Below are 23,838 nucleotides of genomic sequence, written 5' to 3'. Positions count from 1 at the left end.
GACCGCCCCCGCCGCTCTGCCACAAGGGGCGGCGATGGCCCTTACCGCCCACTTCTCCCCCTTGCCCGATCTCGCCGCGCTGGCCCCACGTTGGCAGGCGTTGGAGGCGGCATCGGACGCCTCCTTCTTCCTGGGCTGGACCTGGACCAGCAGCTGGCTCGAAAGCTACGCCGTCCGCCCCGACCTGCTGACCATCACCGACGAAGAGGGCAGGGACATCGCCCTCGCACTCACCGGCCGCGCGCACCAGCCGCGCCTGCTCGGTCGCTGCGCCACCCTCTCGCTCAACCAGTCGGGCGATCCCGCCGCCGACCGGCCCTATGTCGAATATAACGGCCTCCTCGCCAAACGCGGCCTGGAAGCCGAATCCGCCCAAGCCTTCCACACGGCGCTCCAACGCCGCACCGACTGGCGCGCCCTGCGCCTCAGCGGCATCACGCCCGGCTCTCCTTTGTTCGGCCTGCGCACCCACCGCGCCACCCGCCTCGACCGCTCACCCGTCTACCAAGCCGATCTCGAAGCCGTCCGCGCCGTCAGTGGCGACTACCTCTCCCTGCTAAGCGCCAACACCCGCAGCCAGATCCGCCGCGCGATCAAGGACCACAACGGCCTCCCCACCGTCACCGCCGCCACCACAGACGAAGCCGCCACATGGCTCGACGAAATGCGCGCCCTCAACGAAGGCCGCCACGACGACAATGCTTGGGAAGCCCCAGCCTTCCGCCGCTTCCTCTTCACCCTCGCGCGTAAGGGCATCCCCAGCGGCGAAGTCGAACTCCTCCGCTTCACCGATGAAGGCGGCCCCGTCGGCCTGCTGGTCAATTTCATCCATAGGGGCCAAGCGTTGAACTATCAGTCCGCCTTCGCCGCCCCGCGCACGGCCAAGGACAAGCCCGGCCTCCTCTGCCACACCGCCGCCGTCGCGCATTATGTGAATAAAGGCCTAACCCTCTACTCCCTCCTCGCAGGGAAGGACCGCTACAAGCAAAGCCTCGCCACCCGCGAAGAGGCGCTCGAATGGTGGCTCCTCGAACGCTTCTCGCCCCGCCTGGAAGCCGAAGCGCTGCTCCGCCGGTTGCTTAAACGCCCAGCTTCCGCATGATCCGATAGGCCAGCCGCCGCGCGCCCTGCCGCTCCGGCGCAGCGCCAATCCGCCCCACCGGCAATCCCCGCCGTCGCAGCAGCGCATTGAGCCCATGCAACTCGCTTTCCGCAACGCTACGCTCCGACCGCCAAGTCACCGACAGGCTGATCGACACGCCCGCGCCATTCTCCACGAAATGCGGCGCCTTCACCGGCACATGGATCGCGTCACCGGGAAGCAGCTTCACCGCCGTCCCACGTCCGCGAAAATCATCCCGCCAGTTCAGGTTGCGATGCCCACCCGCATGAAAAGCCTCGCTCTGCACCGCAGGCACCAATTCCTCGTCGCGCGCCGGAAAGACCGTCATCACCTTTTCGCCCATGATCTGGAGCAAAATATTATGCTCCGGGTCCATGTGAAACGGCGTCACGCTCCCCGGCGAGGACAGAAAGATAAACGCCTCCCGGTTCAGCATCGGCCCCGTCCGCGTATCCACAATGGGAGCCAATTCCGCCAATGCCGCGTCCAGCAACGCGCCATAGGCCGCATCCCGCTCGACATTCTTCAGCACTGCCCAGCTGCCATTGCTCTCGATCGTCCGGATCGTCTCCCCCAATGTCAGCCCGTTGGACGGCGTATCCTCCGGCCGCACGCCCAAAGGCAGCTTGCCCAGATTATATTCGACCGACGCAGCCGGCATCCGCTCGGCCAATCCGGCCAATGCCTCGATCGCCAGCAGCGGGTGCCCAACAAGCCCATGATGCAACTTCACCGACGCATCCGGATAGGCTCCCGCGAATATCCGCCGCGCCTCATCATCGAAAACCTGCGCGCTGATCGGCAAGTGAGCAGTCATCCCTGTCCCTTCATATGGCTGGCGATCGCCTCCACCCCATTGGCCAGCGCGAAAGCCGCCGCCCGCCCGATCCGGTCGATCCCGCTCCCATGCAGCGCCACGCGATATTGCACGATCGTCCGCCGCTCGGCCCACAGGCTGTCGATCATTGGATGATCCGGCGCAGCGCAGCTGTCCATCCACCCGATCGCCGGATCACCCTGCACCGCATGCAGGTTTGCAAGTTCGATCAGCACGCCGGGCGAAAAGCGCCCCATCTCTTCGTCAAAGGCGATCTTGAAGGAAAAGGCCCCCTCACCATGGCGGAAATTCGCCAGCATCGCGATCGGCCGCCCATCCAGGTCAATGCGCAGGAAATGCAGCAGCCCCGCATCGAAAGCCGCTGCGCACGCCGCCCGGAAAAAGGCCGCGTCCTGCGGAGAACAGCCAAGCGCCGACCCTTCGCGCCCCTTCCATCCCGAAGCTTCCAATGCCAGAAAATCGGCGCACCAATGCGGCAGTTCCGCCCGGTCCACCAGCAGGTGCTGGCTTACCGTGCCAAGGTCCGCCAGTCGCTTTTGCAGCCGCCTGATCTCCTTGCGCTTCTTGGCGCGCACATGCGTTTCCCAATAGGCATCGGCATCCAGATCGGATCGCAGCATGGCGCGATCATAACGATGCACCTCGCGCCGCCCCCGCCGCTGCTCGACGCACAGCGCCTCCAGCGCGGCCGCATTGGCGCCCGCTGCATCCAGTCCCCGCAGATATAAAAATCCCGCCGCCCAATGCGCGTCATCCAACTGCGCCAGCAATCCGCGCCACGCCGCCACCTCATCACCCCGCCGGATCAACGGAGCGCCAAAGAAGCAATGCTCATGCATCCAGTTGGTGACGCAGGAAAGCGGCAGGCGACCGTGCCGCGCCGCCACCGTCACCGGCAACAACCCGATCAGCTCCCCTCCCGCATGCGCCTCGACCATCCGCACGCCCGGTGTCCCGGCCAGATGATCCAGCGCCGCGCACAGCATGTCCGGCGCGTAAAAGGCGTTCGCCTCGGCCGCCTCCGCCGCCAAAGCGGTCCAGCGGGCGCGCTGCGCGGGGCCATAGGCACGGGTGCCGTTGGGCAGGGGATGCGATGCCATGTCCATGGCAAAGCGCATAAACTTCAATGATTAGGGAAAGACTAAACTGCCTCATTTGGGGCAGCAGGCCGCCTCTTTGGGGGAAAGCCCTTTACATCGCGCGCCGGATTGTCTGTTAACGATGGGGCTAACCCGCGACGGCTGAAAGAGATTCCCCATGGCGACCCACCTGATCCTGTCACTTAGCGTGGTGGCCGCATGACCATTCTCGTCACTGGCGCTGCCGGCTTCATTGGCATGGCCGTCGCCGACCAGCTGCTCGCCGCCGGGCGCGCGGTGATCGGCATCGACAATATGAACGACTATTATCAGGTCTCGTTGAAGCGCGACCGGATAGCCGCGCTGCAACAGCGGCATGGAAAGCTGTTCACCTTCGCCGAACTGGATTTTGCCGACATGGACGCGCTTCATGCCGCGCTCGCGGGGCAGACGGTGGAGGCGATCGTGCATCTGGGCGCGCAGGCGGGCGTGCGGTATTCGCTCATCAATCCGCATGCCTATGTCCGCTCCAATCTCGCGGGCCATGTCAACATGCTCGAACTGGCGCGCGAACGGCGGGTGCGGCATTTGGTCTATGCCTCATCCTCCTCGGTCTATGGCGGCAATGACAGCCTGCCTTTCCGCGTGGAGGATCGCGCCGACCATCCCGTCTCGCTCTACGCCGCGACCAAGCGCGCCGATGAATTGATGAGCGAGACTTACGCTCATCTCTTCCGCATTCCGATGACGGGCCTGCGCTTCTTCACCGTCTATGGCCCCTGGGGTCGCCCGGACATGGCGATGTGGATCTTCACGAAAAAGATCCTGGCGGGGGAGCCGATCCCCGTGTTCAACCATGGCCGGATGCAGCGCGACTTTACCTATATCGACGACATCGTGACCGGGGTGATCGGCTGCCTCGATCACGCGCCTGCGGATGATGGATCGCTAAAGGCGGGCGGCAGCCGTTCGCCGCACCGGCTTTATAATATCGGCAACAATCGGCCCGAAGAGCTGATGCATCTCATATCGGTGCTGGAACAGGCGATCGGGCGCAAGGCAGAGATAGATTTTCAGCCCATGCAGCCGGGCGACGTGCCCGCCACCTTCGCGGACATCAGCGCGATTGCCCAGGATATCGGCTTCGCGCCGACCACCGGCATAGAGGTCGGCGTGCCGCGCTTCGTGTCCTGGTATCGCGACTATCACGCAGGATAACCGACAAAAGCACGGCACTACGCGCGCCTCGGGGGAAAGTTCCGGCCCTCAACATATAAGCAATAATTTGCGGGATATGTGGCAATAAAGGCGCGCAAATCTTCGCTCATGCTGGCAAATTGAATTGCCATTCTGCCGTTAACGGTTCTATTCCCGTCACCGGGACGGCTTCGAGCCGAAATGGGTCGCTTATAACGAGGTTTAGGGCGGAGCGCCGGAATGGCGGCTGCCGCCATGCCGCATCGATCAGGAAAACCTGCCGTGCGTCATGGAAAAAAGGGCGAACTTGTGTCGACACTATCAAAAATTGTGCCTTTTGGTTCTGGCAGCCGGATCGTGGAAACCGCCTGTAGAACCTTGTCCGTCGCTTCCCAGGGACTGAACGCGCTGGAGGCGAAATTCTCCGATCGTGATTTCGCCGCGATATTCCTTCGCGTCGCTGGCATGATCATGAGCGCGCGTGGACGCCTGATCGTCACCGGCATGGGGAAAAGCGGTATCGTCGCGCGCAAGATGACGGCGACCCTGACCTCGACCGGCACGCCCGCGCTCTTCATGCATCCGGCTGACGCTGGTCATGGCGACCTTGGCATGGTGACGCCTGACGACATCGTCCTGATGCTGTCCCATTCCGGCGAATCCAACGAACTTGGCCCCATCATCCAATATTGCAAGCGGTTCGGCATCCCGCTGCTCGGCCTCACGGCGCGTGCAGACAGCACCGTCGCCAGCGCTTCCGACGTCTGCGTGCTGTTGCCCGCCGTTCGGGAAGCCTGTCCCAACGAACTGGCGCCCACCACGTCCACCACGGTCCAGATGGCCTTTGGCGATGCGCTTGCGATCGCGCTCATGGAAATGCGCGGCTTTTCGGCCGATGACTTCCACAAATTTCATCCCAATGGCCGCCTTGGCGCGCAGTTGCTGAAGGTTCGCGACTTGATGGCGGCCGGTGACAATGTCCCGCGCGTGGCCGAAGATGCGTCGTTGCTCGACGCCACCATCGAAATGACGCGCGCGCGCCTGGGCGGCACGGCGGTCGTCAACAGCGCTGGCGAACTGATCGGTGCCTTCACCGATGGGGACTTGCGGCGAACCCTGACCGATACGCGGCAACTGACCGAAACCGTCGGCCAGTTCATGACCGTGCCCCCTCTGTCCGTGGGGCCTGACGATCTGGCCTCCGAAGCGCTGCGCCTGATGCACATGCATAACATCACGCTGCTCTTCGTCTGCGAAGGCGGGCGGCTGGCGGGCGCCGTCCATATGCACGACCTGCTGCACGCCGGGGTCGCCTGAACAGCATCATCGTCATTCCGGCGCGGGCGGGCTCGTCCCGGTTGCCGCGCAAGCCCCTGCGCCTGATCGCCGGGCGCACCCTGCTGCACCGGACCATCGCCATGGCGCGCGCCGCCATCTCCGGCCTCGCCGACGCGGAGCTGGTGGTGGCGACTGACGACCGCGAAATCGCCGATCATGCTCACGCCGTTGGCTGCGCCGCCGCCATGACGGACAGCGCCATCGCGACAGGTTCCGGCCGCGCACTCGCTGCCGCCCTCCAGCGCCCGGAGCCCCCGTGCTTTATCGTCAACCTGCAAGGCGACTCTCCCTTCCAGCCCCAAGGCGCCCTGCGCGCCGTCCTCGCCGCGCTGCACGCAGGCGCTGAAGTCGCGACCCCCGTCATCGCCCTCGACTGGCAGGCACTCGACGCGCTGCGCGATCATAAGCTCCGCTCGCCCTTCAGCGGCACCACCTGCGCCCGCGCGCCCGATGGCCGCGCCCTCTGGTTCTCAAAAACCATCATCCCCGCCATCCGCGACGAACAGGCCCTGCGCGACAGCCAGCCAACCTCGCCCGTCTGGCGCCATGTTGGCCTCTATGGCTACACGCTCGAAGCCCTGACCCGCTTCGAGGCTGCACCCCCGACCAGGCTCGAACAGCTGGAGGGCCTGGAACAGCTCCGCCTCCTCGAACTCGGCATCCCGGTCACCACCGTCGCCGTCGACCCGCCCATCTTCGACAGCTCCGGCATAGACACAGAGGCCGACATCCAGCGCGTAGAGGCCCTCATCGCCACCCATGGCGACCCCACGCCCGCCTGACCTCATGCGCCGCATCTTCATCATCCGCCACGGCAACACCTTCGAAAGCAGCGCCACCGCCTGCCGCATCGGCGCGGGTACGGACCTGCCCCTCGTAGAAAGCGGCCGCGCCCAGGCCGACCGCCTCGGCCAATGGTTCGCCGCGCAAGGTCTCGCCCCCTGCCACATCCACAGCGGCCCCCTCAGCCGCGCCCGCGACACCGCAAGCCGCATCGCCGCCGCGCTCCACCAGCCCGTCACCGGCCCGCTCCCCTGGCTAGACGAAATCGACCACGGCCCCGACGAAGGCCGCCCCGAAGCCGAAGTCCTCGCCCGCATCGGCCAACAGGCGCTCGCGGCGTGGGACGAACAAGCCATCCCGCCCCCCGGCTGGATCGTGAACGCGCCAACCCGCATCGCCGCCTGGCAAAGCTATTTCGCGCAAAGCGGGGAGGGGACAGACCTGCTCGTCACCAGCAACGGCGCCGCCCGCTTCGCCCTGCTCGCCCTCGGCCTCTCACCCGCCTCGCTCAAGCTGCGCACCGGAGCCTATGGCGAGTTGACCGTCGCGCCTGACGGCGCCGTTACCCTCTGCAACTGGGACCGACGGCCCTAAACGTCATCACAACCCAAAAAGCCTCTCCCCTTCAGGTTCAAACGAGACACGTGACTCGTTTGAAGGGTTGGGGCGGGCGCTCTCCCCGATTCCGATTGCTCCTGTCAAACCACGCCGCTCACCCCACGGGCGTTGAGCTGGCCGTCACAGGTTGCAGCACGGCAGGCTTCCCCTCGGGCGCTGCAACAGATTTGTCCGCCGCCGCTTCCGGAGCCGCAGCCTGCGCCTTCAGGCTCGCCGCCGCATTTTGCAAAGCGACCGCTGCCGCTTCCAGCGCTGCCGCCGCGGAATTTGATTGCCTCGCCGGTTCCCCAGTCTTCGCGACAGTCACTCCCGCAGCTGTGATCGCCTCATGCGGAGCATCGACCTGCCTCGTCCCTCCAGCTTCCGCCGCACCCACCGCCGGAGCCGCTACCGCTGCCGGGGTTGCCACCGCCGCCGCCGCCACCGGCTGTGCCTCACACACCGCATCAATCCCCAGCGCGCTTTCAGAAAAATTCGTCGCCAGCTGCGGCAGTTCCCGATCCTGTGCCTCGGTCGCCAAAGTCAGCAGCGTCTCGGTCATCGGGCAATAGCTTCCGGCCTGCACCAGTCCGGAATGGCCGTTGCCCAGCTTCGTGTTGAACTGTTCATAGGCGCGCTGCCCATCAGCAATGCCGTTCACCCGCATGAAGCGCGTCTTCAGCACATTATTATAGCTGCTCAGCAGCCCGATCTTCTTATCGACAAAGGCGGAATATTTCGCCTCTATCTCCTTGTTCACCCCCTTGCACCGCAGAGCGCCCAGCATCAGCATCACGTGCAGATCCCGGACCTTCGCCGCTTCAATCTCATAGGGCTGCCAGCATTGATTTGGACCGGAAGCGGCTACCTGGCCGGAAGAAAGCGCAACGAAACCACAGGCGGCAACCGCCGCCATCTGCAACCGTGACATGATGGACCTCGCAGAATCGAAAGAGGCGACCCGCTGATCCCGATGATAGCATTTTGCCCTAAAAATGCCATATTTATTAATGGACATAAGCCAGCCCGAGCGCCCGAAAAAGCACCCCGCCACGCCCGCATTCAGCGCTGCTAAAAGCGTCAGTTCTTCCGCTGCGGCACGGTAAAGGTGCCCGAAACCCGGCCCCCCGATCCGCCCGAAACCCCCGGCGCGCCGCCCGAAGCGCGTCCGTCCACAGTCGACCGCCCGCTGGTCAGGTCAATCACCAACCGCCCGCCGGTCAGCCGGTTGCTGCCCTGCGTCAACGTCACATTGCCCAGCATCGTGATCAGGCGGCTGTTAAGGTCATAGATCGCCACATTGCCTCGCGCCGTCTCGTTCCCCTTGGTCACGACGACATTGCCCGAAGCGTCGATCCGGTCGACCTCCACGCCGTTCCCGCCCGTACCATTGCGGTAAGCGACGGTCATCCGTGCGGCGTTCAGAGTCATGCCCGCCTGCGTCACCTGGACATTGCCGGAAACCACCACCCGGTCGGCGCGGTCCTGCACCTCGATCCGGTCGGCGGTGAAGTTCACCGGCGCGTTGCTGTCATGATTCTTCAGCACCTGCGCCCCGGCGCCCGCGAAAACCATCGCCGCGCCCATGGCGCCAGCGCTCGACAGCAGGATCAGCGATCTTTTCATCACTTTTGCCCTTTGATGCCATTTTGTTCGATGCGCAAGCTCGCCCTGCCATTGAGCGTAACCGTCCGCGCGTTCAGGTCGGCGTCCAGATGGTCGCCGCTGAACGTGCCGATGGGTATCCGGCCATCGACGCGCCCCGCGCTGCGCATGCGCCGGGTCTTGAGGTCGATGCCCACGTCCCGCGTCGTCAGCCTGTATCCGCCCGCCGCCTCGAACTGCACCGGCCCGTCCACCGCAACGCGCTCCTTGTCCATGTCATAGCGCCCCTTGCGCGCGTTCAGCACCGCTGGCCCTTCGGACAACAGGATGCGCGCCGACATGTCGTTCAGGTCAACGATCGGCTCGCGAGAGCTTTTCTGCACCGCGCTCCCGGCGCGCAGCGAAAAGGGCTGCCCCTTGCTGTCCTCGCCCCGATACAGCGCCTCGCTCACCCGCATCCTCTCCTTCGCCACCTCGACCTTGTTCTTGTCGAGCACGAAGCTCACCTTGTCCCCGCCGGTAAAGGGGGCCATCACCAGCAACGCCGCCAGCACGCCCACCAGCACCGGCAACCAGTTTTTCAGCCGCGCGACCAGCCTGTCATGGCTGCCACCCGGCCGCGCCCAATGGCGCCTGACATGACGTTGCTGATCGGCCTGTATGGACATGGGAAAGCGCTTCTAAGCCCCTTACATATGCGCGAAGATGTCGATCTCCGGCCATCCCGCCAGGTCCAGCTCGGCCCGGTGAGGAAGGAAATCGAAACAGGCCTGCGCCAGTTCCATCCGCCCTTCGCGCACCAGCCGCTTGTCCAGCTCAGCCTTCAACGCATGCAGATAGCGCACGTCCGACGCCGCATAATCCTTCTGCGCGTCCGACAGGGTAGGGGAACCCCAGTCGCTCGACTGCTGCTGCTTGCTGATTTCCTGCCCCAGCAATTCGCGCACCAGTTCCTTCAACCCATGGCGGTCGGTATAGGTGCGGATCAGGCGCGAAGCGATCTTCGTGCAATAGACCGGCGCTGCCACCACGCCCAGATAATGTTTGATCGCCGCGATGTCGAAACGCCCGAAATGATACAGCTTCAATCGTGCCGGATCGGCCAGCACCGCGCGCAGGTTCGGCGCGGCATAATCGCTGCCCGGCATGAATCGCACCAGATGCTCGTCGCCCTTGCCATCGCTGATCTGCACGACACACAGGCGATCGCGCGGCGTGATAAGGCCCATGGTTTCGGTATCGACGGCGACGGGGCCGGGGGCAAGGACGTCTGCGGGCAGGTCCTCTTCGTGGAAATATACTGTCATCCAACCCCTCTATGGCGAAAGCGGCGGTAACTCAATCGACGCTTTTTCGGCGCTGCCAAAATGCCCCACGCTGGTTCATTCGGGCAAATGCGGCGGCAATCGGGCTAAAATCATTCGCGCATGGCTGAAAAGTTGATATAGTGATTCTCAAACCCGCATACGTGCGGTGGATTCTGCATGTCATTTCGCCCGGCATGTTTGTCCGATTTAGTCGGGGGCGAAGCGAAAGTGACCAACAGGGCATGAGTTTTGATAGAGGTCGCCGCGGCGGGCGCGGCAAGGACAAGCGCGACGGTTTTGGCGACGACAATTTTTACGGCGGCGGTAACGATCGTGGCGGCTTCGGCGGTGGTTTTGGAGATCGTGGTGGTTTCGGCGGTGGTGATCGCGGCGGCTTCGGCGGCGGCGGTGATCGCTTCGGCGGTGGCGGCGGCGGCGGTGGCTTCCGCAGCGGCGGTGGCGGCGGCTTCGGCGGCGGCGGCGGTGGTGGCGGCTTCGGCGGCGGCCGTGGCGGCGGCGGCGGCATGCCGGCCCAGGTCGTTGGTGAAGGCACCGGCGTTGTAAAGTTCTTCAACGGTCAAAAGGGCTTCGGCTTCATCGTTCGTGATGACGGCGCGGAAGACGTGTTCGTCCACATCAGCGCCGTTGAGCAGGCGGGCCTCACTGGCCTTGCCGAAGGTCAGCAGCTCGGCTTCACCCTGGTGGACCGTGGCGGCAAGATCTCGGCAACCGACCTCAAGATCGAGGGTGAACCCCTTCCGGTCGTCGATCGTCCGCGTGAACCCCGCGAACCCCGTCCGGGTGGCTTCGGCGGTGACCGTGGCGGCTTCGGCGGCGGCGATCGTGGTGGCCCGCAGCGTCAGCTGACCGGCGAACGCGCCAGTGGCACGGTCAAGTTCTTCAACGCCATGAAGGGCTTCGGCTTCATCCAGCGCGACGACGGCCAGCCCGACGCATTCGTGCACATCAGCGCAGTCGAACGCGCAGGCATGTCCGCCCTCAACGAAGGCGACCGCCTGGACTTCGAACTCGAAGTAGACCGCCGCGGCAAGCACGCAGCCGTCAACCTTCAGTCGAAGGCCGACTGACACATAACTCTGCCCGCATAAGCGGAGAGGATAGAAGGGGTCGCCTGCCCGGCGGCCCCTTTTTTGTTGTGGGGAGGGGGTGCGGTGGCTTTGCGCCATTTGCGGTCGCTTGGCGTCCCAATCACCACTCCCATAAACGGACATTCCCGAGGATGCCATTTGCTGTCGTTGAACTGCCTGCCGCCAACCTCGCAAACTGTCATCTTTTTAAAAATTTGTGATTTGGAAACTTGGAAACCAAGACTGTTGGCGACGCTCTATAGATGATGATCTATGCAAGCCGGATAGTGTGGGAAAGCCAAATGCAAGATACTTTACGGATTGGTCGTCTTCGATTTGCAGCGGGTAGTGCTCCTAGCCAGCCCCCTCTCGAAATTGAATGTCCGAATGTCACTATATTGGTTGGACCGAACAGCGCGGGAAAAAGTCAGACTCTGCGCGAAATTGAGGCTCATTGCTCGGGCTTGGAAGCGCCATCCGCGCTTCTAGAAAAAATTGAAATTACTATGCCTCAGGACGGCGAGGCCGTCGATCGAATGATGAAGATATACCAGACGGAAGCTCCGCAAGGGCAAGGAATGCAGCCCGGAAATATCTGGTTCTTTCGCCCCCGCTCGCGAAATAACGAGCAAGAACTCCGAATTCAGATACCAAAAACAAGTTTCGTTGATTGGCATAACGATGGAAACTTTGACGCTCTTCGTCAGTATTTCGTCCGATTCTTTACAACGCGCCTAGACGGTCGAACTAGATTTGAACTGATTGATCCAAAACCTACAGGAGACCTTGAGAAGACGCCTGAGAATTTACTGTGGCATCTTTTCATGTCCAAGCCTATTCGCGAAGCGGTTCGCAAATTCACCGAACAGGCTTTCGGAAAATTTTTTGTCGTTGATCCAACGGCCATGACTACTTTCCGTGTCCGCTTAAGCAACCGAGCGCCTGCAAACGAAACGGAGGAGCAGGCGGTCGATGATAACGCCCGTCGGTTTCACGGAGATGCACCAGTCATCCAGTCGCTTGGTGACGGCGTCCAAACTTCAGTAGGACTTGTTGCCGCTGTCTTAGCGTTGCCGGATAGAATTATTTTGATCGACGAACCCGAGGCATTTCTGCATCCAACCCTCGCTCGGCGTGTTGGCAAAGTGCTCGCAAAAGCGGCCCGAGATCGCGATGCCTCATTGATCATTGCGAGCCATAGCTCAGAGTTGTTGCTAGGTTGCATGCAATCTGAACCCAATCTTCGGATTGTGAGATTGACCTATACCGGCGGATTGGCAAGCGCGCGTTCCCTCGACCCCGCGGAAATCCGCCAGTTGATGAATGATCCGCTTCTTCGCTCCGCGCACAGTTTAAGGGCGCTTTTTCATCGCGGCGCAATTGTCTGCGAAGCCGATGCGGACCGGGCGTTCTACGAAGAAATCAATTCGCGCATGAGTGCTGCCGAGCGAGGTATCGAAGATTGTATCTTTATGAACGCGCAGAACTGGCAAACGATACCTAGGTTGGTTGAGCCTCTGCGACGTTTAGGCGTGCCCGCGCTCGCAATATTCGATTTCGATGTTCTTATGAGCGACGAATTTGGACCAATTTGGTCTCTAGTGAATCTGGACGTGGCCGACCTGCATATTATGCAAAATGAACGAGCATCAATCAAAGCTGCGATGGAAAATATTGGACGCGCTAATTGCAAAAAACTTGGTGTTAATGCGTTAGATATCGATAAGATCGATGCAATCGCTTTGCTTAAAAAATTTGCATCTTTTGGTATAATGTTTGTGCCAGTTGGTGAATTAGAGTGTTGGCTAAAATCGCAAATGCAAGAACAGGTGTCAAAGAAAAATTGGTTGTTCGCTATGTTTGAAGCAATGGGAGCCGATCCTGACGACGCGTTTTATGTCAATGCGGGAGACGACGACGTATGGGAGTTCATCGAAACAGCCCGTCTCTGGATCGATGACCCTGAACGTCGCGGTATGCCGCACTGACGGATTGAGATCGTCGTAAGAGAGTTTTTGCCAAGGTGAGGCGGAAAGCCGACATTCCGCAATCGGCCATTGGCTGTCGTTCAGCACTGCTCGATCTTCCAGCGTTTGCCGGCCAAAACCCGCGTGGGGCATGGCTTCTGCAACGTAAATATCAGCCTTGACGCCCGCTGCCCGGAGGGCAGCATGCATCCTGACGGTATCGGATAGCAGCCGGTCATGCGTCCCGCTTGTCAGGTGCGTAGGAAGAAAGGCGGCCCCCAATCCCCACCCCACCGCCGAAGGGAGGGTGAGGGAAGGCCCCTCCCAAAATAGGAAAAATAGGAAACCCCCGAAAACGCGTTCAATTCGCCATTTCATTCATGACTTTGACCGGCGGCACGATCGTCACCGTCTCAAACCGCTCCTTCCGCCGCACTCCGTTCAGCGGCGGCGGAACATTCACCTGCTCCACCGGCACCCGCTGCCGCATGCATTCTCCCTTGTCCTCGCGCGCCGTCTGCCCGCAATTCCACAAGGCCCGCTGCAATCCCGTCCCGCTATTGTGAATATAGGCAAAGCTCATGCTTTCCATCTGATCGCCCGACAGCGGAAACCCGGCAGGAGCGCTCCCCGCCCGCCAAGCCATAATCCGACACTCCGGCCGCCCCGCGCAGAAAGTCTGCGCCATCACCGGCCAGTTGTCGGGCGTCGTCCCCTTGCCAAGTTCCACCAGAAAGCTCCGCGCTCCCGGCGCGATCGCGATCAACCTTACGCCGCCCATTATCCGGCCCAGCGAGTCCGCGCCGATCGCCTCTTGCGGCTTGGTCGTCAAAGCCGCCAGACTGCTACCCGGCGCCAGAACGCCCGACCCCTCGCTGTTCCCGTCCTGATGCGCCATCGACAGTCGGGCGATCCGCGCAATCACCGGCTCCACACTATCCCGCGCCAACCGGAAAGCAGGCGGCGTTCCCCACCATCCCCGCCAGCGGAAGAAAAGGTGCGTCCCCACCGCCGTGATCTTGTCCAGGCTGCCGCTCCAGTAGGGCACGACCCAATCCGTATGATAGTGGGTGGCATAGCCGACCGGCTTGAACACCTTGCCCGCCAGCGCGGCCTTTGCGATGTCTCGCGCTCTGTTCCATGCCTCTTCCCCCGGCGTCCGCGCCAGCGCGCCATCGCAGGTGAAAGTGAACTGACAGCCGGTCGATCGTTCCTGCCCCTGAAACACGACCCCGCACACCGTTTTGGGGAAAGCGGGATGCCGAACCCGGTTCAGCACCACCTGCGCCACCGCGCGCTCGCCCACCGCGTCATCGCCCGCTTCGTAAAGCTGCGCGGCCGCCAGGCAGTCCGTGGCCCGCGCCAGGTCGCTTTCCGAGCCAGTGAACACAAACGGCCGCGCTGCCGGATTGGGGAGCCGCGAGAAAGGCACAGCCCCGTTGAACGCCCGCGCCTGATCCTGATCCAACGTATAAAGCTCCACCGGCTGCACAACGGGTGCCGCTGTGGTCGGGCGCTTCATCAGCCCACGCTGCACCAGCGCCGACCGTGCCGCACCGGCAGCAGGCGCCCGTGCATCCCACCGCGCTACCAGCGCAGGCAAACCGGCAAATAGCAGGAGCCAGATCAGCCACATCGCGCGATGTGGCTGGCTGCTGGTAGAAGCGTCGATCATTCCTGACCCTGCGCCATCCTATTCGGGCAGAAAGTCAGGCACCGACAGATAGCGTTCGCCAGTGTCATAGTTGAAACCCAGAACGCGGCTGCCGGACGGAAGCTCCTTCAGCTTCTGCGCGATTGCGGCCAAGGTTGCGCCGGAAGATATGCCCACAAGCATGCCCTCCTCCCGCGCCGCGCGGCGGGCATATTCCTTGGCATCGGCCGGATCGACCTGGATCACGCCGTCGAGCAACTGCGTGTGCAGGTTCGCGGGGATGAAGCCAGCGCCGATACCTTGAATGGGGTGGGGACCCGGCTGTCCACCGCTGATGACTGGCGAAAGGGTAGGCTCGACTGCATAGACCTTCAGGTTGGGCCACAGTTTCTTGAGTACCTCGGCAACACCCGTGATGTGACCGCCCGTGCCGACCCCGGTAATCAGAGCATCAAGCGGGCTGTCCGCAAAATCAGTCGCGATCTCCTGCGCGGTCGTGCGAGCATGCACATCGATATTCGCGGCATTTTCAAACTGTTGCGGCATCCAGGAATTGGGCGTTTGCTCGATCAGTTCCAGCGCGCGTTCAATTGCGCCCTTCATGCCCTTCTCGCGAGGAGTCAGATCAAAGGATGCGCCATAAGCCAGCATCAACCGGCGCCGCTCCACCGACATGCTTTCCGGCATGACGAGGATCAGCTTGTAACCCTTCACCGCCGCGACCATAGCCAGGCCAACGCCCGTATTGCCAGACGTCGGCTCGATGATGGTTCCGCCGGGTTTCAGATCGCCCGACTCCTCGGCAGCTTCGATCATCGCAAGCGCGATACGGTCCTTGATCGATCCGCCCGGGTTGGAGCGTTCCGATTTGATCCAGACTTCGGTGCCCTCAGGCGCGTCTGCAAACAGGCGGCTCACCTGAATATGCGGTGTGTTGCCGATGGTTTCGAGAATATTGGCAGCTTTCATTTGGCCTTCTCCTGGCTGATCTCGGCCTCCCTTAGGTCGGGTGGGTCAAAGGTACGTGCAAGGCGCAATTCGGGAAAGAGCCGCGCCCATAAAATTGTGATGACTATAGCGCCTATCCCGCCGCCAATCACGGCCGCAACGGGACCAACCAGCGCGGCGAGGAAGCCTGACTCCGCTTCACCCAATTCGTTCGACGCCGAAATGGTGAGTTGTGAAAGGCTGGATACCCGGCCACGCATCGCATCGGGCGTGTGAAGCTGGATCAGCGACTGGCGCACGTAAACAGACACCATGTCCGCAGCGCCTAACAGCACCAACGCGCCGATGCCTATCTCCATCGCAATATTGCGGGGAATGAAGGCAGTGGCGCCGAACAGGATCGTCGACAGCCCGAAGATCATGACCGCGCCCAGCATCTTCAACCCTACCTCCGATCGCATCGGTCGGAAGGAGAAGAAAAGCGCGACGATGGCTGCTCCGATAGCGGGAGACGCGGCCAGATGCCCCAGTCCCGCCGATCCAACCTTCAATATGTCACGTGCATAGACTGGCAGCAGCGCCGTCGCTCCTGCCAGCAGCACCGCGAACAGGTCCAGAGTGATGGTGGCCATCACGAGCCGGTTCGATCGCACATAGGTCCAGCCGTCAAGCATCTGCCGGACTGGATGACGGCTTGTGTCGCGGGGCGGCTGTTTGACTGGGCCGATCAGCAACATGCCCCAAAGGGCAATCGCGAACAGTAGCGATGTAAGAGCATAAGCGCCCCAGGGCGTCATGGCGTAGACATAACCACCCAAGGCGGGACCGATGATCATCCCTGCCTGCCATGCAACGCTGGACAGCGCGATCGCATTGGGCAGCACGTCGCGCGGCACTAGGTTGGGCGCCAAGGCGCTGTAGGCAGGCCCATTGAACGCGCGCGTAATTCCCACCACGCCGGCGATGCCAAAAATCAGGGGCAGGCTCACCCAGCCTTCATAGGTTGCAAAAGCCAGCAATCCCGACGCTGCCATGAGCAGTGCCAAGGTCAGGCGCGCAATGGCGCGGCGGTCGAAATGATCCGCGACCCAACCGGTAAGCGGGGTCAGAAAGAAAAGAGGCACGAACTGCGCCAACCCGATCAGGCCGAGCTGAGCGGCGGCGCCCGACGTGCTCATGCTTTCGCGTGCGATATTGTACGCCTGCCACCCAAGCACGGTCATCATGCCATATTGGGCCAGTACGCCCGCCAGCCGCCCCATCAGATAGGCGCGGAAATCGCCGAAGCGCAGCGGGTGACGGGAGTCGGCGGGGGCCTTCATATGATTTCCTTACCGCCTGCACCGCATTACGCAATTACAGCGGTAGAGAATGGCAAAAGCAGTTTTTGCAGCCGCGAAACTCTCGCTTTCGTCCCCCCTCGTTATTTTAGCGGTCGGGGTCGAGCAGGATGCCGCTCACCGACCCATTGCGAACCGAGCAAACAAAGGGAACAGACCGGCGGTCATCAGCCGTGCCGACCGCTCCTTCGACCTCCCATCCAGTCGACATGGATCTCGCTTCGACGCGACCCAATATGCGTGCACCCGGACCTGCTTCCTGACGGGCCTTGGCCGCGCAGGCATTGCGCGCTGCGGCTGCGCTATGGATGGAGCCATATCGAGGAGAGGCATAAGGTTGCCGCCTCGCGTCACGTTCCTCCTGCCGGTCACGAACGATATCGCTGACAATTGCTGCATCGGCCGCACGGTGCAGATCGCGATAATCCTGCGCGTGGGCAGGCAAGGTAATTGTCAGGCTGATGGCGCAAATAGCCATGTTACCGATATGCATATCATGCCTCCTCTGCGGCTGGCCTTTATTTGAAAAGGCTACCCAATATGCCGCGCACAAGTTGTCCCGCCAAGCCGCCTGACGAGGAGCGGCGGCTGGTTCCTCCAAATACCGCCCGGCCGAGCTCATTGGCAACCTGCCGCCCGACCGAAGAGGCAGCCGAACGGGTGGCTGACTGAACGGCTCGGTCGAGGGCAGAGGGCTTGGCCGCCTCACGCGCGGAGGCCGCGTCGCGCCTTGCCTGCTCCTTGAGTTCTGCTTCCCGCTGTTTGGCCTCCAATTTTGCTTGCACGGCGGCGGCCTTGTCTGCTTCAGCATTCGCCTTGGCGGCCTGCGAGGCAGCAGCGGCGGCTTGACCGCGGGCGGCCAATATCTCCTCAGCGGACTCGCGATCGATCGCGTCATCATATTTGCCCGCGCAAGGGGAGATGGATTGAATGATCGCCCGTTCCTTTGCGTCTACCGGCCCCAAACGTGAACGGGGCGGGGCGATCAGGGTGCGCTGGACGATGCCGGGCGAGCCATCCTCCTGAAGCAGCGAGACTAGCGCTTCGCCGACTTTCAATTCCGTAATCGCCGTTTCAACGTCCAAGTCCGGATTGACGCGGAATGTCTCGGCTGCGGCCTTTATGGCCTTTTGATCACGCGGGGTGAACGCGCGCAGTGCATGCTGAACGCGGTTGCCGAGCTGTCCTGCCACGTCTTCGGGAATGTCGATCGGGTTCTGGGTCACGAAATAGACGCCCACGCCCTTGGAACGGATCAGCCGGACGACCTGCTCGATCTTGTCCGTCAGGGCCTTGGGGGCGTCGTCAAAAAGCAAATGCGCTTCGTCAAAGAAGAAAACCAGAACAGGCTTTTCCGGGTCTCCGACCTCGGGAAGCGTCTCGAAAAGCTCGCTCAGGAGCCAGAGCAGGAAGGTCGCGTAGAGCTTGGGGCTCTGCATCAGTTTGTCGGCGGCCAGAATGTTGACATAGCCGCGCCCTTGATCATCCACTTTCAGGAAGTCGTGAATGTCGAGCGCCGGTTCCCCAAAGAAATGGCCGCCGCCCTGGCTGTCCAGTTGCAGCAACTGGCGTTGGATGGTGCCGACACTTGCCTTGGTCACATTGCCATAGCGGCTGGACAGTTCGTCGGCATTTTCTGCGCAATAGGCCAGCATGGATTGGAGGTCGCCGAGATCAAGTAGCAACAGCCCTTCATCATCGGCATATCTGAACGCGATGGAGAGTACACCCTCCTGGGTTTCGTTCAGGCCCATAAGCCGGGCCAGCAACAGTGGACCCATTTCGCTGACCGTGGTGCGGATCGGATGCCCCTGCTCGCCATACAGGTCCCAGAAGATCGCTGGATTGTCGGCATAGCTATAATTTTCGAGGCCGATCTCCTTTGCGCGAGCGACCAGCTTGTCGGCGTTCTTCGCGGTCGGCGAACCGGCCATTGCGATGCCCGACAGATCACCCTTCACGTCGGCGAGAAAGATCGGGACACCCAGTGCGGAAAAGCTCTCGGCGATGCCCTGCAGCGTTACCGTTTTGCCAGTTCCGGTAGCGCCTGCAATCAGTCCATGACGATTGGCACGGCGCAGGTTGAGCGTCTGTGGAATGCCGCCATCCTTGTCCGCCGCGCCAAGACCGATGAAAATGCCGTCGCTCATGCGTCATGCTCCCCAAAAGCGGCGGGCCGCGCCCGTCGGAAGTGCTGTCTTGCCATCTTAAAGGCGAGACAGGACTTCCGGCAAGCGCGACCCGCTATGGTTGTCCGATGCGCTGTTGCCGGGTTATTTGTCCCGCAGGCGCACAGGCAAGAATACGGCAGGCTGGCCGCGACGTAGAACCTGCAACAGGATGGCGTTACGTCCTTGCGACGACACCTGACGCACGGCTGCGTCCAGTTCTGCCTGGCTAGCCACGGGCCGGTTGTTGGCGGTGATGATCACATCGCCCCGGCGCAGGCCCTTTGCTCCTGCGTCAGTCGAAGAATCCACTGCGGTGATCACGATTCCACGCGTATCCGCCGCAATGCCCAACTGGCGAACGATGTTGGGCGTGAGCGGAATGGCCGAAATGCCCAACGACTGCTGCGTCGCCTGTCCGCCGCTAGATTGGTCATCCTGCTGTTGATTGAAGTCATCATCTTGCTGCTGGGCGAAGCTATTGAGTTCATCCTCTGACGGACGCTGGCCGACGATGGCGGTTACGGTCTGACGTTGACCATTGCGGAGCAGAACGATCGACACGCGGGAGCCAATCGGCTGCGATGCAACGATGGATGACAGGTTCTGGTCCGGCGTCACTTCCTGCCCAGCCACGCTGACGATGACGTCGCCCGCCTTGATACCGGCGCGGTCGGCGCCCTTGCCCGGTTCCACGCCCTGAACGAATTCACCGCGATTTTTCGCAAGACCCAGGGAATCGGCGAGGTCTTCGCCCAGCGGACTGATCTGGATCCCCAGATAACCGCGCTTGACGCTCTGCCCTCTCCGCAGCGTGTCAACAATCGGCGCCGCCTGTTCGGACGGAATGGCAAAGCCGATGCCAACGTTGCCGCCAGAGGGCGAAAGTATCTGGCTGTTGATACCGATCACGTTGCCGCGCATGTCGAACATCGGGCCGCCGCTATTGCCCTGATTGATCGACGCATCGGTCTGGATGAACTTGTCATAGGTGCCGCCGGTGCCGCGATGTACCGCCGAGATGATCCCCGCCGTGACAGTGCCGGACAAGGCGAACGGGTTGCCGATGGCGATGACCCAGTCACCGACGCGCGCTTTCGTGCTGTCGCCGAACTTGACGAACGGCAACGCCTTTTTCGGCTCTATCTTCAGCACCGCGATGTCGGTCGCCGGGTCACGGCCGATCAGCTTCGCCGAATATTCCTCGCGATTGGTGAGGGTAACCGTGATCGCATCCACCGACGCGCCTTCGGCGCCTGCGGACACCACGTGATTGTTGGTGACGATATAGCCATCGGCCGAGATGATGAACCCCGAACCGAGAGATTGGGCCTGGCGGGTCTGCGGCTTGCCGCTTTGGCCCTGGCCGAACAGATCGCCAAAGGGGGTGCCAGCGAATGGGTTTTGAACCTGAACGCGCTGTCGTGTGGAAATATTGACGACGGCAGGCTGCAACTTTTCGACCATGTCAGCCAGGCTGGCAGGGGCACCTGCTGGCGCGGCGGCCTGCATGCCCTCATTTTGCGCGACTTGCGCGCCGACATTCGGGCTGGAGGTTACGGCGATGGCGGTGCCACCAAGCAGCAGGGCGCCGGTAAGGGCATAAGCGTAACGCACTCGTGACGGTCCTCTCGTGAACTTTGGCGAAGGAAAGGCGGGACTCTGGGTAGAGTCGGATGCGCCGCCCAGCCTTAACCCTCATTGAATGAAGCTGGTTCCGAAATGATCTACAACCCTCTTCCGCATTCCACGGTTATCGATCCTTGCCTTGAAACTGTTTCAGGAACTCATTGTCGCGCGACAGCACCATCGTCGTCGAGCCCGGCCGATCGGGCGCAAAGGTCAGCCTATAGGCCTGCATAGCGCGATAGAAATCGTAGAATTGCGGATCCTTGCCAAAGCTTTCCGAATAAATGCGCGCCGCATTCGCATCGGCTTCGGCGCGGATGATCTGCGCCTGCTTCGCGCCCTGAGCCCTGATCGTCAGCGCTTCCTGCTCACGGGCGGTTCGCATCCGGGTGAAAGCGCTTTCCAGCGGAGCGCCGTCGGGCAGGTCTGCCCGCTTGATCCGTACATCGACGATCTGCGCCCCATATTGACGTGCCACGCGATTGAGACCGGCCTCAATATTGTCCATGACCTGACCGCGCTCGGGCGACAGCAACGCAGCGAAAGGACGTTTGCCAAGCTCGTTCCGGAGCGCCGAACCCAGGATCGGCCGCAGGGCATCGGAAACGCGCTCCTCATTCCCTGCCGCAATATACATGCGCAATGGATCGACGATCCGATAACGCGCGAAGGCGTCGACCTGCAACCGAAGCTGATCCGTCGACAGCACTTGCTGTCTTTCCATTTCGACCGACAGGACGCGCTTGTCGATCCAGACAATCTGATCGATGAACGGCCAGCGCAATATGACGCCCGCACCGGTCTTGCCGAACTCTTCGTTGGCACGATAGCGGTTCACGATCTTCTTCGGATCGCCAAAGCGCACGATCACGCCCTGCTTGGTTTCGGGCACGATGGCAACGGTGCTGCCGATAAGCAGTAGCAGAGCTATGACGGATAGCGCCAAAGCGACGGGATGGCGGATAAGCGTCGGCATTATTGGCCCCCTTCCGCAGCGGCGGAGCCGGAAGAAGCGGACGCTCCCTGCGCGCGCCGCTTCAATTCCGGTAGCGGCAGGAACGGGGTGACATTGCCGCTTTCGACGATCGTCTTATCGACGTTGGACAGGACGCCCTCCATGGTTTCGTAATACATGCGGCGGCGCGTCACGTCGGGCGACAGCCTATATTGCTCATACACCTTGTCGAACGCCGCAGCCTCGCCTTGGGCCTTGGCGGTAACCTGCTGCGCGGCGGCACGCGCTTCGTTCAGATATGTTTGGGCCGTCTGCTGCGCCGCAGAAACCGCCTTGAACGCGTCGTTGACCGCAGTCGGCGGATCGGCCTGCTTGATCGCGACGCCCTGGACACGGATACCGGACCTGTATCCGTCCAATATCGCCTGCATCCGCTGTTCGACCTGCTGCTCGATTTCAGTGCGCCCAGCACCCAGCGCGTCGTCCAGGCTGGCGCTGGCGACAACCGATCGCATGGCGCTTTCGGCGACTTCCCTAACCGTTGCGTCAGGGTCGGACAGCTGGAACAGATAAAGCTCAGGACTGCGGATATTCCAGCGAACCGAGTAAGCAAGGTCGATGATATTCTGGTCGCCGGTCAGTACCAGATTTTCGCTCTGGGCGCTGGGTGAACCGATATCAATGGCCCGGATTTCCTCCACATCGACCGTAGTTACATTTTCGAAAGGCGCAGGCAGGGTCAAGCTGATCCCCGGCGACAAGGTCCGGCTATATTTGCCGAGCAGCGTCACGACACCGCGCTCCTGCGGGCCGACGCGGTGAAAGCAAGTGAGCACGAGCCACAGCAAGATGAGGATGCCGACTGCAGCGGGCCAAAGCGTCTTTCCGGTTGGTCGAGGCGGGAGGTTGCCAAACCCGCCGCCGCCGCCCTGGCCGAAACTTTCCCGGCTGCGGCGCAGCAGTTCTTCAATCGCGGAAGGCCCCTTGCCGCCCGGGGCCTTCCCCGGTTGCGTCCAAGGATTCCGGGGGCCGCCATCGCTTCCCTTGCCCGGACCTTCATCGCCACCCGGGCCGTCGCTTTTGCCGCCCCAAGGGCCTTGGACCATTGCGCTAGCGATGCCAGGCATCCACCCGAAAAATCTCTTCATTCCGTCTCTATAGGAAGGGTGGGTCGCGAAAAACAGTGCCCTTCGCAACGATTATTGCCTAGGAGGCGCTGTCATGACCGATCTTGAGAGTTTCGCCGCCCGCCTGAAGACCTTGACCGATGGCCGCGCCAGCACGCCCCGGATCAAGGATGGAATCATGAGCCTGGCGCTGGATGTCGGCGGCCTTTCCCCCGAACGGCGGGATGCCGTCGCTGCGGCGATCAGGGAAGGAGGGCTGTCGGTGGCAGGTGTGCAGGATGTGCGGATCGCCATGACAGCAGAAAGAAAGGCTCTCCGCATCATTGCCGTTGCATCCGGCAAGGGCGGAGTGGGCAAATCCACCCTCTCGGCAAATCTTGCCGTTGGCCTCAAACGAATGGGTTTTGCGGTAGGTCTGGTGGACGCCGATATTTACGGACCGTCGCAGGCCAGGCTAATGGCCAGCGAAGATAAAAAGCCCCAAGCGCGCGACAAGCATTTGATCCCCGTCGAAAGCCCATTAGGCATTCCGATGCTGTCGATGGCGCACCTGGTCGAACCCGGCAAGGCGCTGGCCTGGCGCGGGCCTATGGCGGGCAATGCGCTTTCGCAGCTGATCGATGCCGATTGGGGCGAGACTGAGGTGCTGGTCGTGGACATGCCGCCGGGGACCGGGGATGTGCAACTTTCGATGGTGCAAAAGCATAAGCCTGCGGGAGCGGTGATCGTATCGACGCCTCAAGACCTGGCTTTGCTCGATGCCACGCGCGCGGTCAGCCTTTTCGAGCAGACGCAGGTGCCCTTGATCGGGCTGGTGGAGAATATGGCCGGGTATAGCTGTCCGCATTGCGGTGAGATATCCGATCCTTTCGGCGCGGGTGGGGCGGAAGCGGCTGGCTCAGCCATGGGCATGCCCTTCCTCGGGCGTATTCCTTTGGCGATAGACATTCGGCGCCGGTCGGACGCGGGCGACCCTCCAGCAGCGACGGAAGATGCCTCTGGCGAGGCTTTCCTTGCAATCGCGAGTAAAGTGGCGGCCTGGCTGCGGGGCTAAAGGCGGCGTTGGGGACGGTTCATCGCATGCCGCGTCTTTAG

Annotated in this window: 22 protein-coding genes; 8 read left to right on the top strand and 14 right to left on the bottom strand. The window is 62.1% G+C overall.

Annotated elements, in window-relative coordinates:
- Window positions 1-34: 34 nt before the first annotated feature.
- A complete protein-coding gene (locus ACZ5TH_RS09140; protein ID WP_464793693.1) occupies window positions 35-1,102 on the top strand; it encodes a GNAT family N-acetyltransferase in 1,068 nt (355 codons plus the stop codon).
- Here the strand turns inward: ACZ5TH_RS09140 and ACZ5TH_RS09135 are convergent.
- Together ACZ5TH_RS09135 and ACZ5TH_RS09130 are read right to left on the bottom strand one after the other, a co-directional pair.
- A complete protein-coding gene (locus tag ACZ5TH_RS09135; protein WP_464793692.1) occupies window positions 1,080-1,940 on the bottom strand; it encodes a cupin-like domain-containing protein in 861 nt (286 codons plus the stop codon). The two genes, ACZ5TH_RS09140 and ACZ5TH_RS09135, sit on opposite strands and share 23 nt — an antisense overlap.
- Window positions 1,937-3,067, bottom strand: coding sequence for a GNAT family N-acetyltransferase (locus ACZ5TH_RS09130; RefSeq protein ID WP_464795085.1), 1,131 nt, complete (start codon window positions 3,065-3,067; stop codon window positions 1,937-1,939). Before ACZ5TH_RS09130 ends, ACZ5TH_RS09135 begins: the two co-directional genes overlap by 4 nt.
- A 192-nt stretch (window positions 3,068-3,259) precedes the next feature.
- Here ACZ5TH_RS09130 and ACZ5TH_RS09125 point away from each other — a divergent pair, with 192 nt between their 5' ends.
- The 4 genes from ACZ5TH_RS09125 to ACZ5TH_RS09110 all read left to right on the top strand — a co-directional run bounded on the left by ACZ5TH_RS09125 (window position 3,260) and on the right by ACZ5TH_RS09110 (window position 6,952).
- Window positions 3,260-4,258, top strand: coding sequence for an NAD-dependent epimerase/dehydratase family protein (locus tag ACZ5TH_RS09125; RefSeq protein ID WP_449474054.1), 999 nt, complete (start codon window positions 3,260-3,262; stop codon window positions 4,256-4,258).
- Between the two features lie 288 nt (window positions 4,259-4,546).
- Window positions 4,547-5,554 carry a KpsF/GutQ family sugar-phosphate isomerase gene (locus tag ACZ5TH_RS09120; protein ID WP_449474053.1) on the top strand — a complete coding sequence of 336 codons (1,008 nt, stop codon included), beginning with the start codon at window positions 4,547-4,549 and terminating at the stop codon, window positions 5,552-5,554.
- A 41-nt stretch (window positions 5,555-5,595) separates the two neighbouring features.
- Complete coding sequence (locus ACZ5TH_RS09115; RefSeq protein ID WP_464793691.1) at window positions 5,596-6,357, top strand: cytidylyltransferase domain-containing protein; 762 nt, start codon at window positions 5,596-5,598, stop codon at window positions 6,355-6,357.
- A gap of 4 nt (window positions 6,358-6,361) precedes the next feature.
- The gene (locus tag ACZ5TH_RS09110) at window positions 6,362-6,952 is read left to right on the top strand and encodes a histidine phosphatase family protein (RefSeq protein WP_464795084.1); all 591 of its coding nucleotides are present in this window, start codon (window positions 6,362-6,364) and stop codon (window positions 6,950-6,952) included.
- Window positions 6,953-7,070: 118 nt separating this feature from the next.
- Here ACZ5TH_RS09110 and ACZ5TH_RS09105 read toward each other — a convergent pair whose 3' ends face one another.
- From ACZ5TH_RS09105 to ACZ5TH_RS09090, 4 genes are all read right to left on the bottom strand, one after another.
- Window positions 7,071-7,886 (bottom strand): hypothetical protein, encoded by an 816-nt coding sequence (locus ACZ5TH_RS09105; RefSeq protein ID WP_464793690.1) that lies wholly within the window; start codon window positions 7,884-7,886, stop codon window positions 7,071-7,073.
- 149 nt (window positions 7,887-8,035) lie between these two features.
- Complete coding sequence (locus tag ACZ5TH_RS09100) at window positions 8,036-8,581, bottom strand: LptA/OstA family protein (protein ID WP_464793689.1); 546 nt, start codon at window positions 8,579-8,581, stop codon at window positions 8,036-8,038.
- Window positions 8,581-9,228: an LPS export ABC transporter periplasmic protein LptC gene (locus tag ACZ5TH_RS09095; RefSeq protein WP_449474048.1), complete on the bottom strand. Its 648-nt coding sequence runs from the start codon at window positions 9,226-9,228 to the stop codon at window positions 8,581-8,583. The genes ACZ5TH_RS09100 and ACZ5TH_RS09095 overlap by 1 nt, the downstream gene beginning before the upstream one ends.
- 21 nt (window positions 9,229-9,249) lie before the next feature.
- Window positions 9,250-9,867 carry a ribonuclease D gene (locus tag ACZ5TH_RS09090; RefSeq protein WP_464793688.1) on the bottom strand — a complete coding sequence of 206 codons (618 nt, stop codon included), beginning with the start codon at window positions 9,865-9,867 and terminating at the stop codon, window positions 9,250-9,252.
- 242 nt (window positions 9,868-10,109) lie between these two features.
- On the opposite strand from ACZ5TH_RS09090, the gene ACZ5TH_RS09085 reads away from it, so the two are divergent.
- Together ACZ5TH_RS09085 and ACZ5TH_RS09080 are read left to right on the top strand one after the other, a co-directional pair.
- Window positions 10,110-10,955, top strand: coding sequence for a cold-shock protein (locus ACZ5TH_RS09085; protein WP_460986614.1), 846 nt, complete (start codon window positions 10,110-10,112; stop codon window positions 10,953-10,955).
- 266 nt (window positions 10,956-11,221) lie between these two features.
- Window positions 11,222-12,943, top strand: coding sequence for an ATP-dependent nuclease (locus tag ACZ5TH_RS09080; RefSeq protein WP_464793687.1), 1,722 nt, complete (start codon window positions 11,222-11,224; stop codon window positions 12,941-12,943).
- Between the two features lie 340 nt (window positions 12,944-13,283).
- Here the strand turns inward: ACZ5TH_RS09080 and ACZ5TH_RS09075 are convergent, their stop codons facing one another.
- From ACZ5TH_RS09075 to hflK, 8 genes are all read right to left on the bottom strand, one after another.
- Complete coding sequence (locus ACZ5TH_RS09075) at window positions 13,284-14,597, bottom strand: cell wall hydrolase (RefSeq protein ID WP_464793686.1); 1,314 nt, start codon at window positions 14,595-14,597, stop codon at window positions 13,284-13,286.
- Between the two features lie 18 nt (window positions 14,598-14,615).
- Window positions 14,616-15,545, bottom strand: a complete 930-nt coding sequence (gene cysK, locus ACZ5TH_RS09070) for a cysteine synthase A (protein WP_464793685.1) — start codon at window positions 15,543-15,545, stop codon at window positions 14,616-14,618.
- Window positions 15,542-16,846, bottom strand: coding sequence for an MFS transporter (locus tag ACZ5TH_RS09065; RefSeq protein ID WP_464793684.1), 1,305 nt, complete (start codon window positions 16,844-16,846; stop codon window positions 15,542-15,544). The genes cysK and ACZ5TH_RS09065 overlap by 4 nt, the downstream gene beginning before the upstream one ends.
- A gap of 106 nt (window positions 16,847-16,952) precedes the next feature.
- Entirely contained in the window at window positions 16,953-17,357 is a 405-nt protein-coding gene (locus tag ACZ5TH_RS09060) for a hypothetical protein (RefSeq protein ID WP_464793683.1), read from the bottom strand.
- 25 nt (window positions 17,358-17,382) lie between these two features.
- A complete protein-coding gene (locus ACZ5TH_RS09055) occupies window positions 17,383-19,014 on the bottom strand; it encodes a helicase HerA-like domain-containing protein (RefSeq protein WP_464793682.1) in 1,632 nt (543 codons plus the stop codon).
- A 123-nt stretch (window positions 19,015-19,137) separates the two neighbouring features.
- On the bottom strand, window positions 19,138-20,649 hold the full coding sequence (locus ACZ5TH_RS09050) for a Do family serine endopeptidase (protein WP_449474036.1): 1,512 nt from the start codon (window positions 20,647-20,649) through the stop codon (window positions 19,138-19,140).
- Between the two features lie 136 nt (window positions 20,650-20,785).
- Complete coding sequence (gene hflC, locus ACZ5TH_RS09045; protein ID WP_196224459.1) at window positions 20,786-21,637, bottom strand: protease modulator HflC; 852 nt, start codon at window positions 21,635-21,637, stop codon at window positions 20,786-20,788.
- Entirely contained in the window at window positions 21,637-22,743 is a 1,107-nt protein-coding gene (gene hflK / locus ACZ5TH_RS09040) for an FtsH protease activity modulator HflK (protein ID WP_464771247.1), read from the bottom strand. Before hflK ends, hflC begins: the two co-directional genes overlap by 1 nt.
- A 94-nt stretch (window positions 22,744-22,837) precedes the next feature.
- Here hflK and ACZ5TH_RS09035 point away from each other — a divergent pair, with 94 nt between their 5' ends.
- Window positions 22,838-23,797, top strand: coding sequence for an Mrp/NBP35 family ATP-binding protein (locus ACZ5TH_RS09035; protein ID WP_464771246.1), 960 nt, complete (start codon window positions 22,838-22,840; stop codon window positions 23,795-23,797).
- Window positions 23,798-23,838 lie beyond the last annotated feature (41 nt).

The sequence above is a fragment of the Sphingobium sp. TomTYG73 genome (assembly GCF_055394245.1).
Note: the sequence above shows the minus strand (reverse complement) of the source record. Positions and strands in the feature narration are given on the sequence as shown.

What these genes read in the sequence shown, in the direction of transcription:
- ACZ5TH_RS09065 (WP_464793684.1), bottom strand. Translation starts at nt 16,846, where the DNA reads ATGAAGGCCCCCGCCGACTCCCGTCACCCGCTGCGCTTCGGCGATTTC.
- ACZ5TH_RS09100 (WP_464793689.1), bottom strand. Translation starts at nt 8,581, where the DNA reads ATGAAAAGATCGCTGATCCTGCTGTCGAGCGCTGGCGCCATGGGCGCG.
- ACZ5TH_RS09140 (WP_464793693.1), top strand. Translation starts at nt 35, where the DNA reads ATGGCCCTTACCGCCCACTTCTCCCCCTTGCCCGATCTCGCCGCGCTG.
- ACZ5TH_RS09055 (WP_464793682.1), bottom strand. Translation starts at nt 19,014, where the DNA reads ATGAGCGACGGCATTTTCATCGGTCTTGGCGCGGCGGACAAGGATGGC.
- ACZ5TH_RS09105 (WP_464793690.1), bottom strand. Translation starts at nt 7,886, where the DNA reads ATGTCACGGTTGCAGATGGCGGCGGTTGCCGCCTGTGGTTTCGTTGCG.
- ACZ5TH_RS09075 (WP_464793686.1), bottom strand. Translation starts at nt 14,597, where the DNA reads ATGATCGACGCTTCTACCAGCAGCCAGCCACATCGCGCGATGTGGCTG.
- ACZ5TH_RS09095 (WP_449474048.1), bottom strand. Translation starts at nt 9,228, where the DNA reads ATGTCCATACAGGCCGATCAGCAACGTCATGTCAGGCGCCATTGGGCG.
- ACZ5TH_RS09060 (WP_464793683.1), bottom strand. Translation starts at nt 17,357, where the DNA reads ATGCATATCGGTAACATGGCTATTTGCGCCATCAGCCTGACAATTACC.
- cysK (WP_464793685.1), bottom strand. Translation starts at nt 15,545, where the DNA reads ATGAAAGCTGCCAATATTCTCGAAACCATCGGCAACACACCGCATATT.
- hflK (WP_464771247.1), bottom strand. Translation starts at nt 22,743, where the DNA reads ATGCCTGGCATCGCTAGCGCAATGGTCCAAGGCCCTTGGGGCGGCAAA.
- ACZ5TH_RS09085 (WP_460986614.1), top strand. Translation starts at nt 10,110, where the DNA reads ATGAGTTTTGATAGAGGTCGCCGCGGCGGGCGCGGCAAGGACAAGCGC.
- ACZ5TH_RS09035 (WP_464771246.1), top strand. Translation starts at nt 22,838, where the DNA reads ATGACCGATCTTGAGAGTTTCGCCGCCCGCCTGAAGACCTTGACCGAT.
- hflC (WP_196224459.1), bottom strand. Translation starts at nt 21,637, where the DNA reads ATGCCGACGCTTATCCGCCATCCCGTCGCTTTGGCGCTATCCGTCATA.
- ACZ5TH_RS09130 (WP_464795085.1), bottom strand. Translation starts at nt 3,067, where the DNA reads ATGGACATGGCATCGCATCCCCTGCCCAACGGCACCCGTGCCTATGGC.
- ACZ5TH_RS09110 (WP_464795084.1), top strand. Translation starts at nt 6,362, where the DNA reads ATGCGCCGCATCTTCATCATCCGCCACGGCAACACCTTCGAAAGCAGC.
- ACZ5TH_RS09080 (WP_464793687.1), top strand. Translation starts at nt 11,222, where the DNA reads ATGATCTATGCAAGCCGGATAGTGTGGGAAAGCCAAATGCAAGATACT.
- ACZ5TH_RS09125 (WP_449474054.1), top strand. Translation starts at nt 3,260, where the DNA reads ATGACCATTCTCGTCACTGGCGCTGCCGGCTTCATTGGCATGGCCGTC.
- ACZ5TH_RS09090 (WP_464793688.1), bottom strand. Translation starts at nt 9,867, where the DNA reads ATGACAGTATATTTCCACGAAGAGGACCTGCCCGCAGACGTCCTTGCC.
- ACZ5TH_RS09135 (WP_464793692.1), bottom strand. Translation starts at nt 1,940, where the DNA reads ATGACTGCTCACTTGCCGATCAGCGCGCAGGTTTTCGATGATGAGGCG.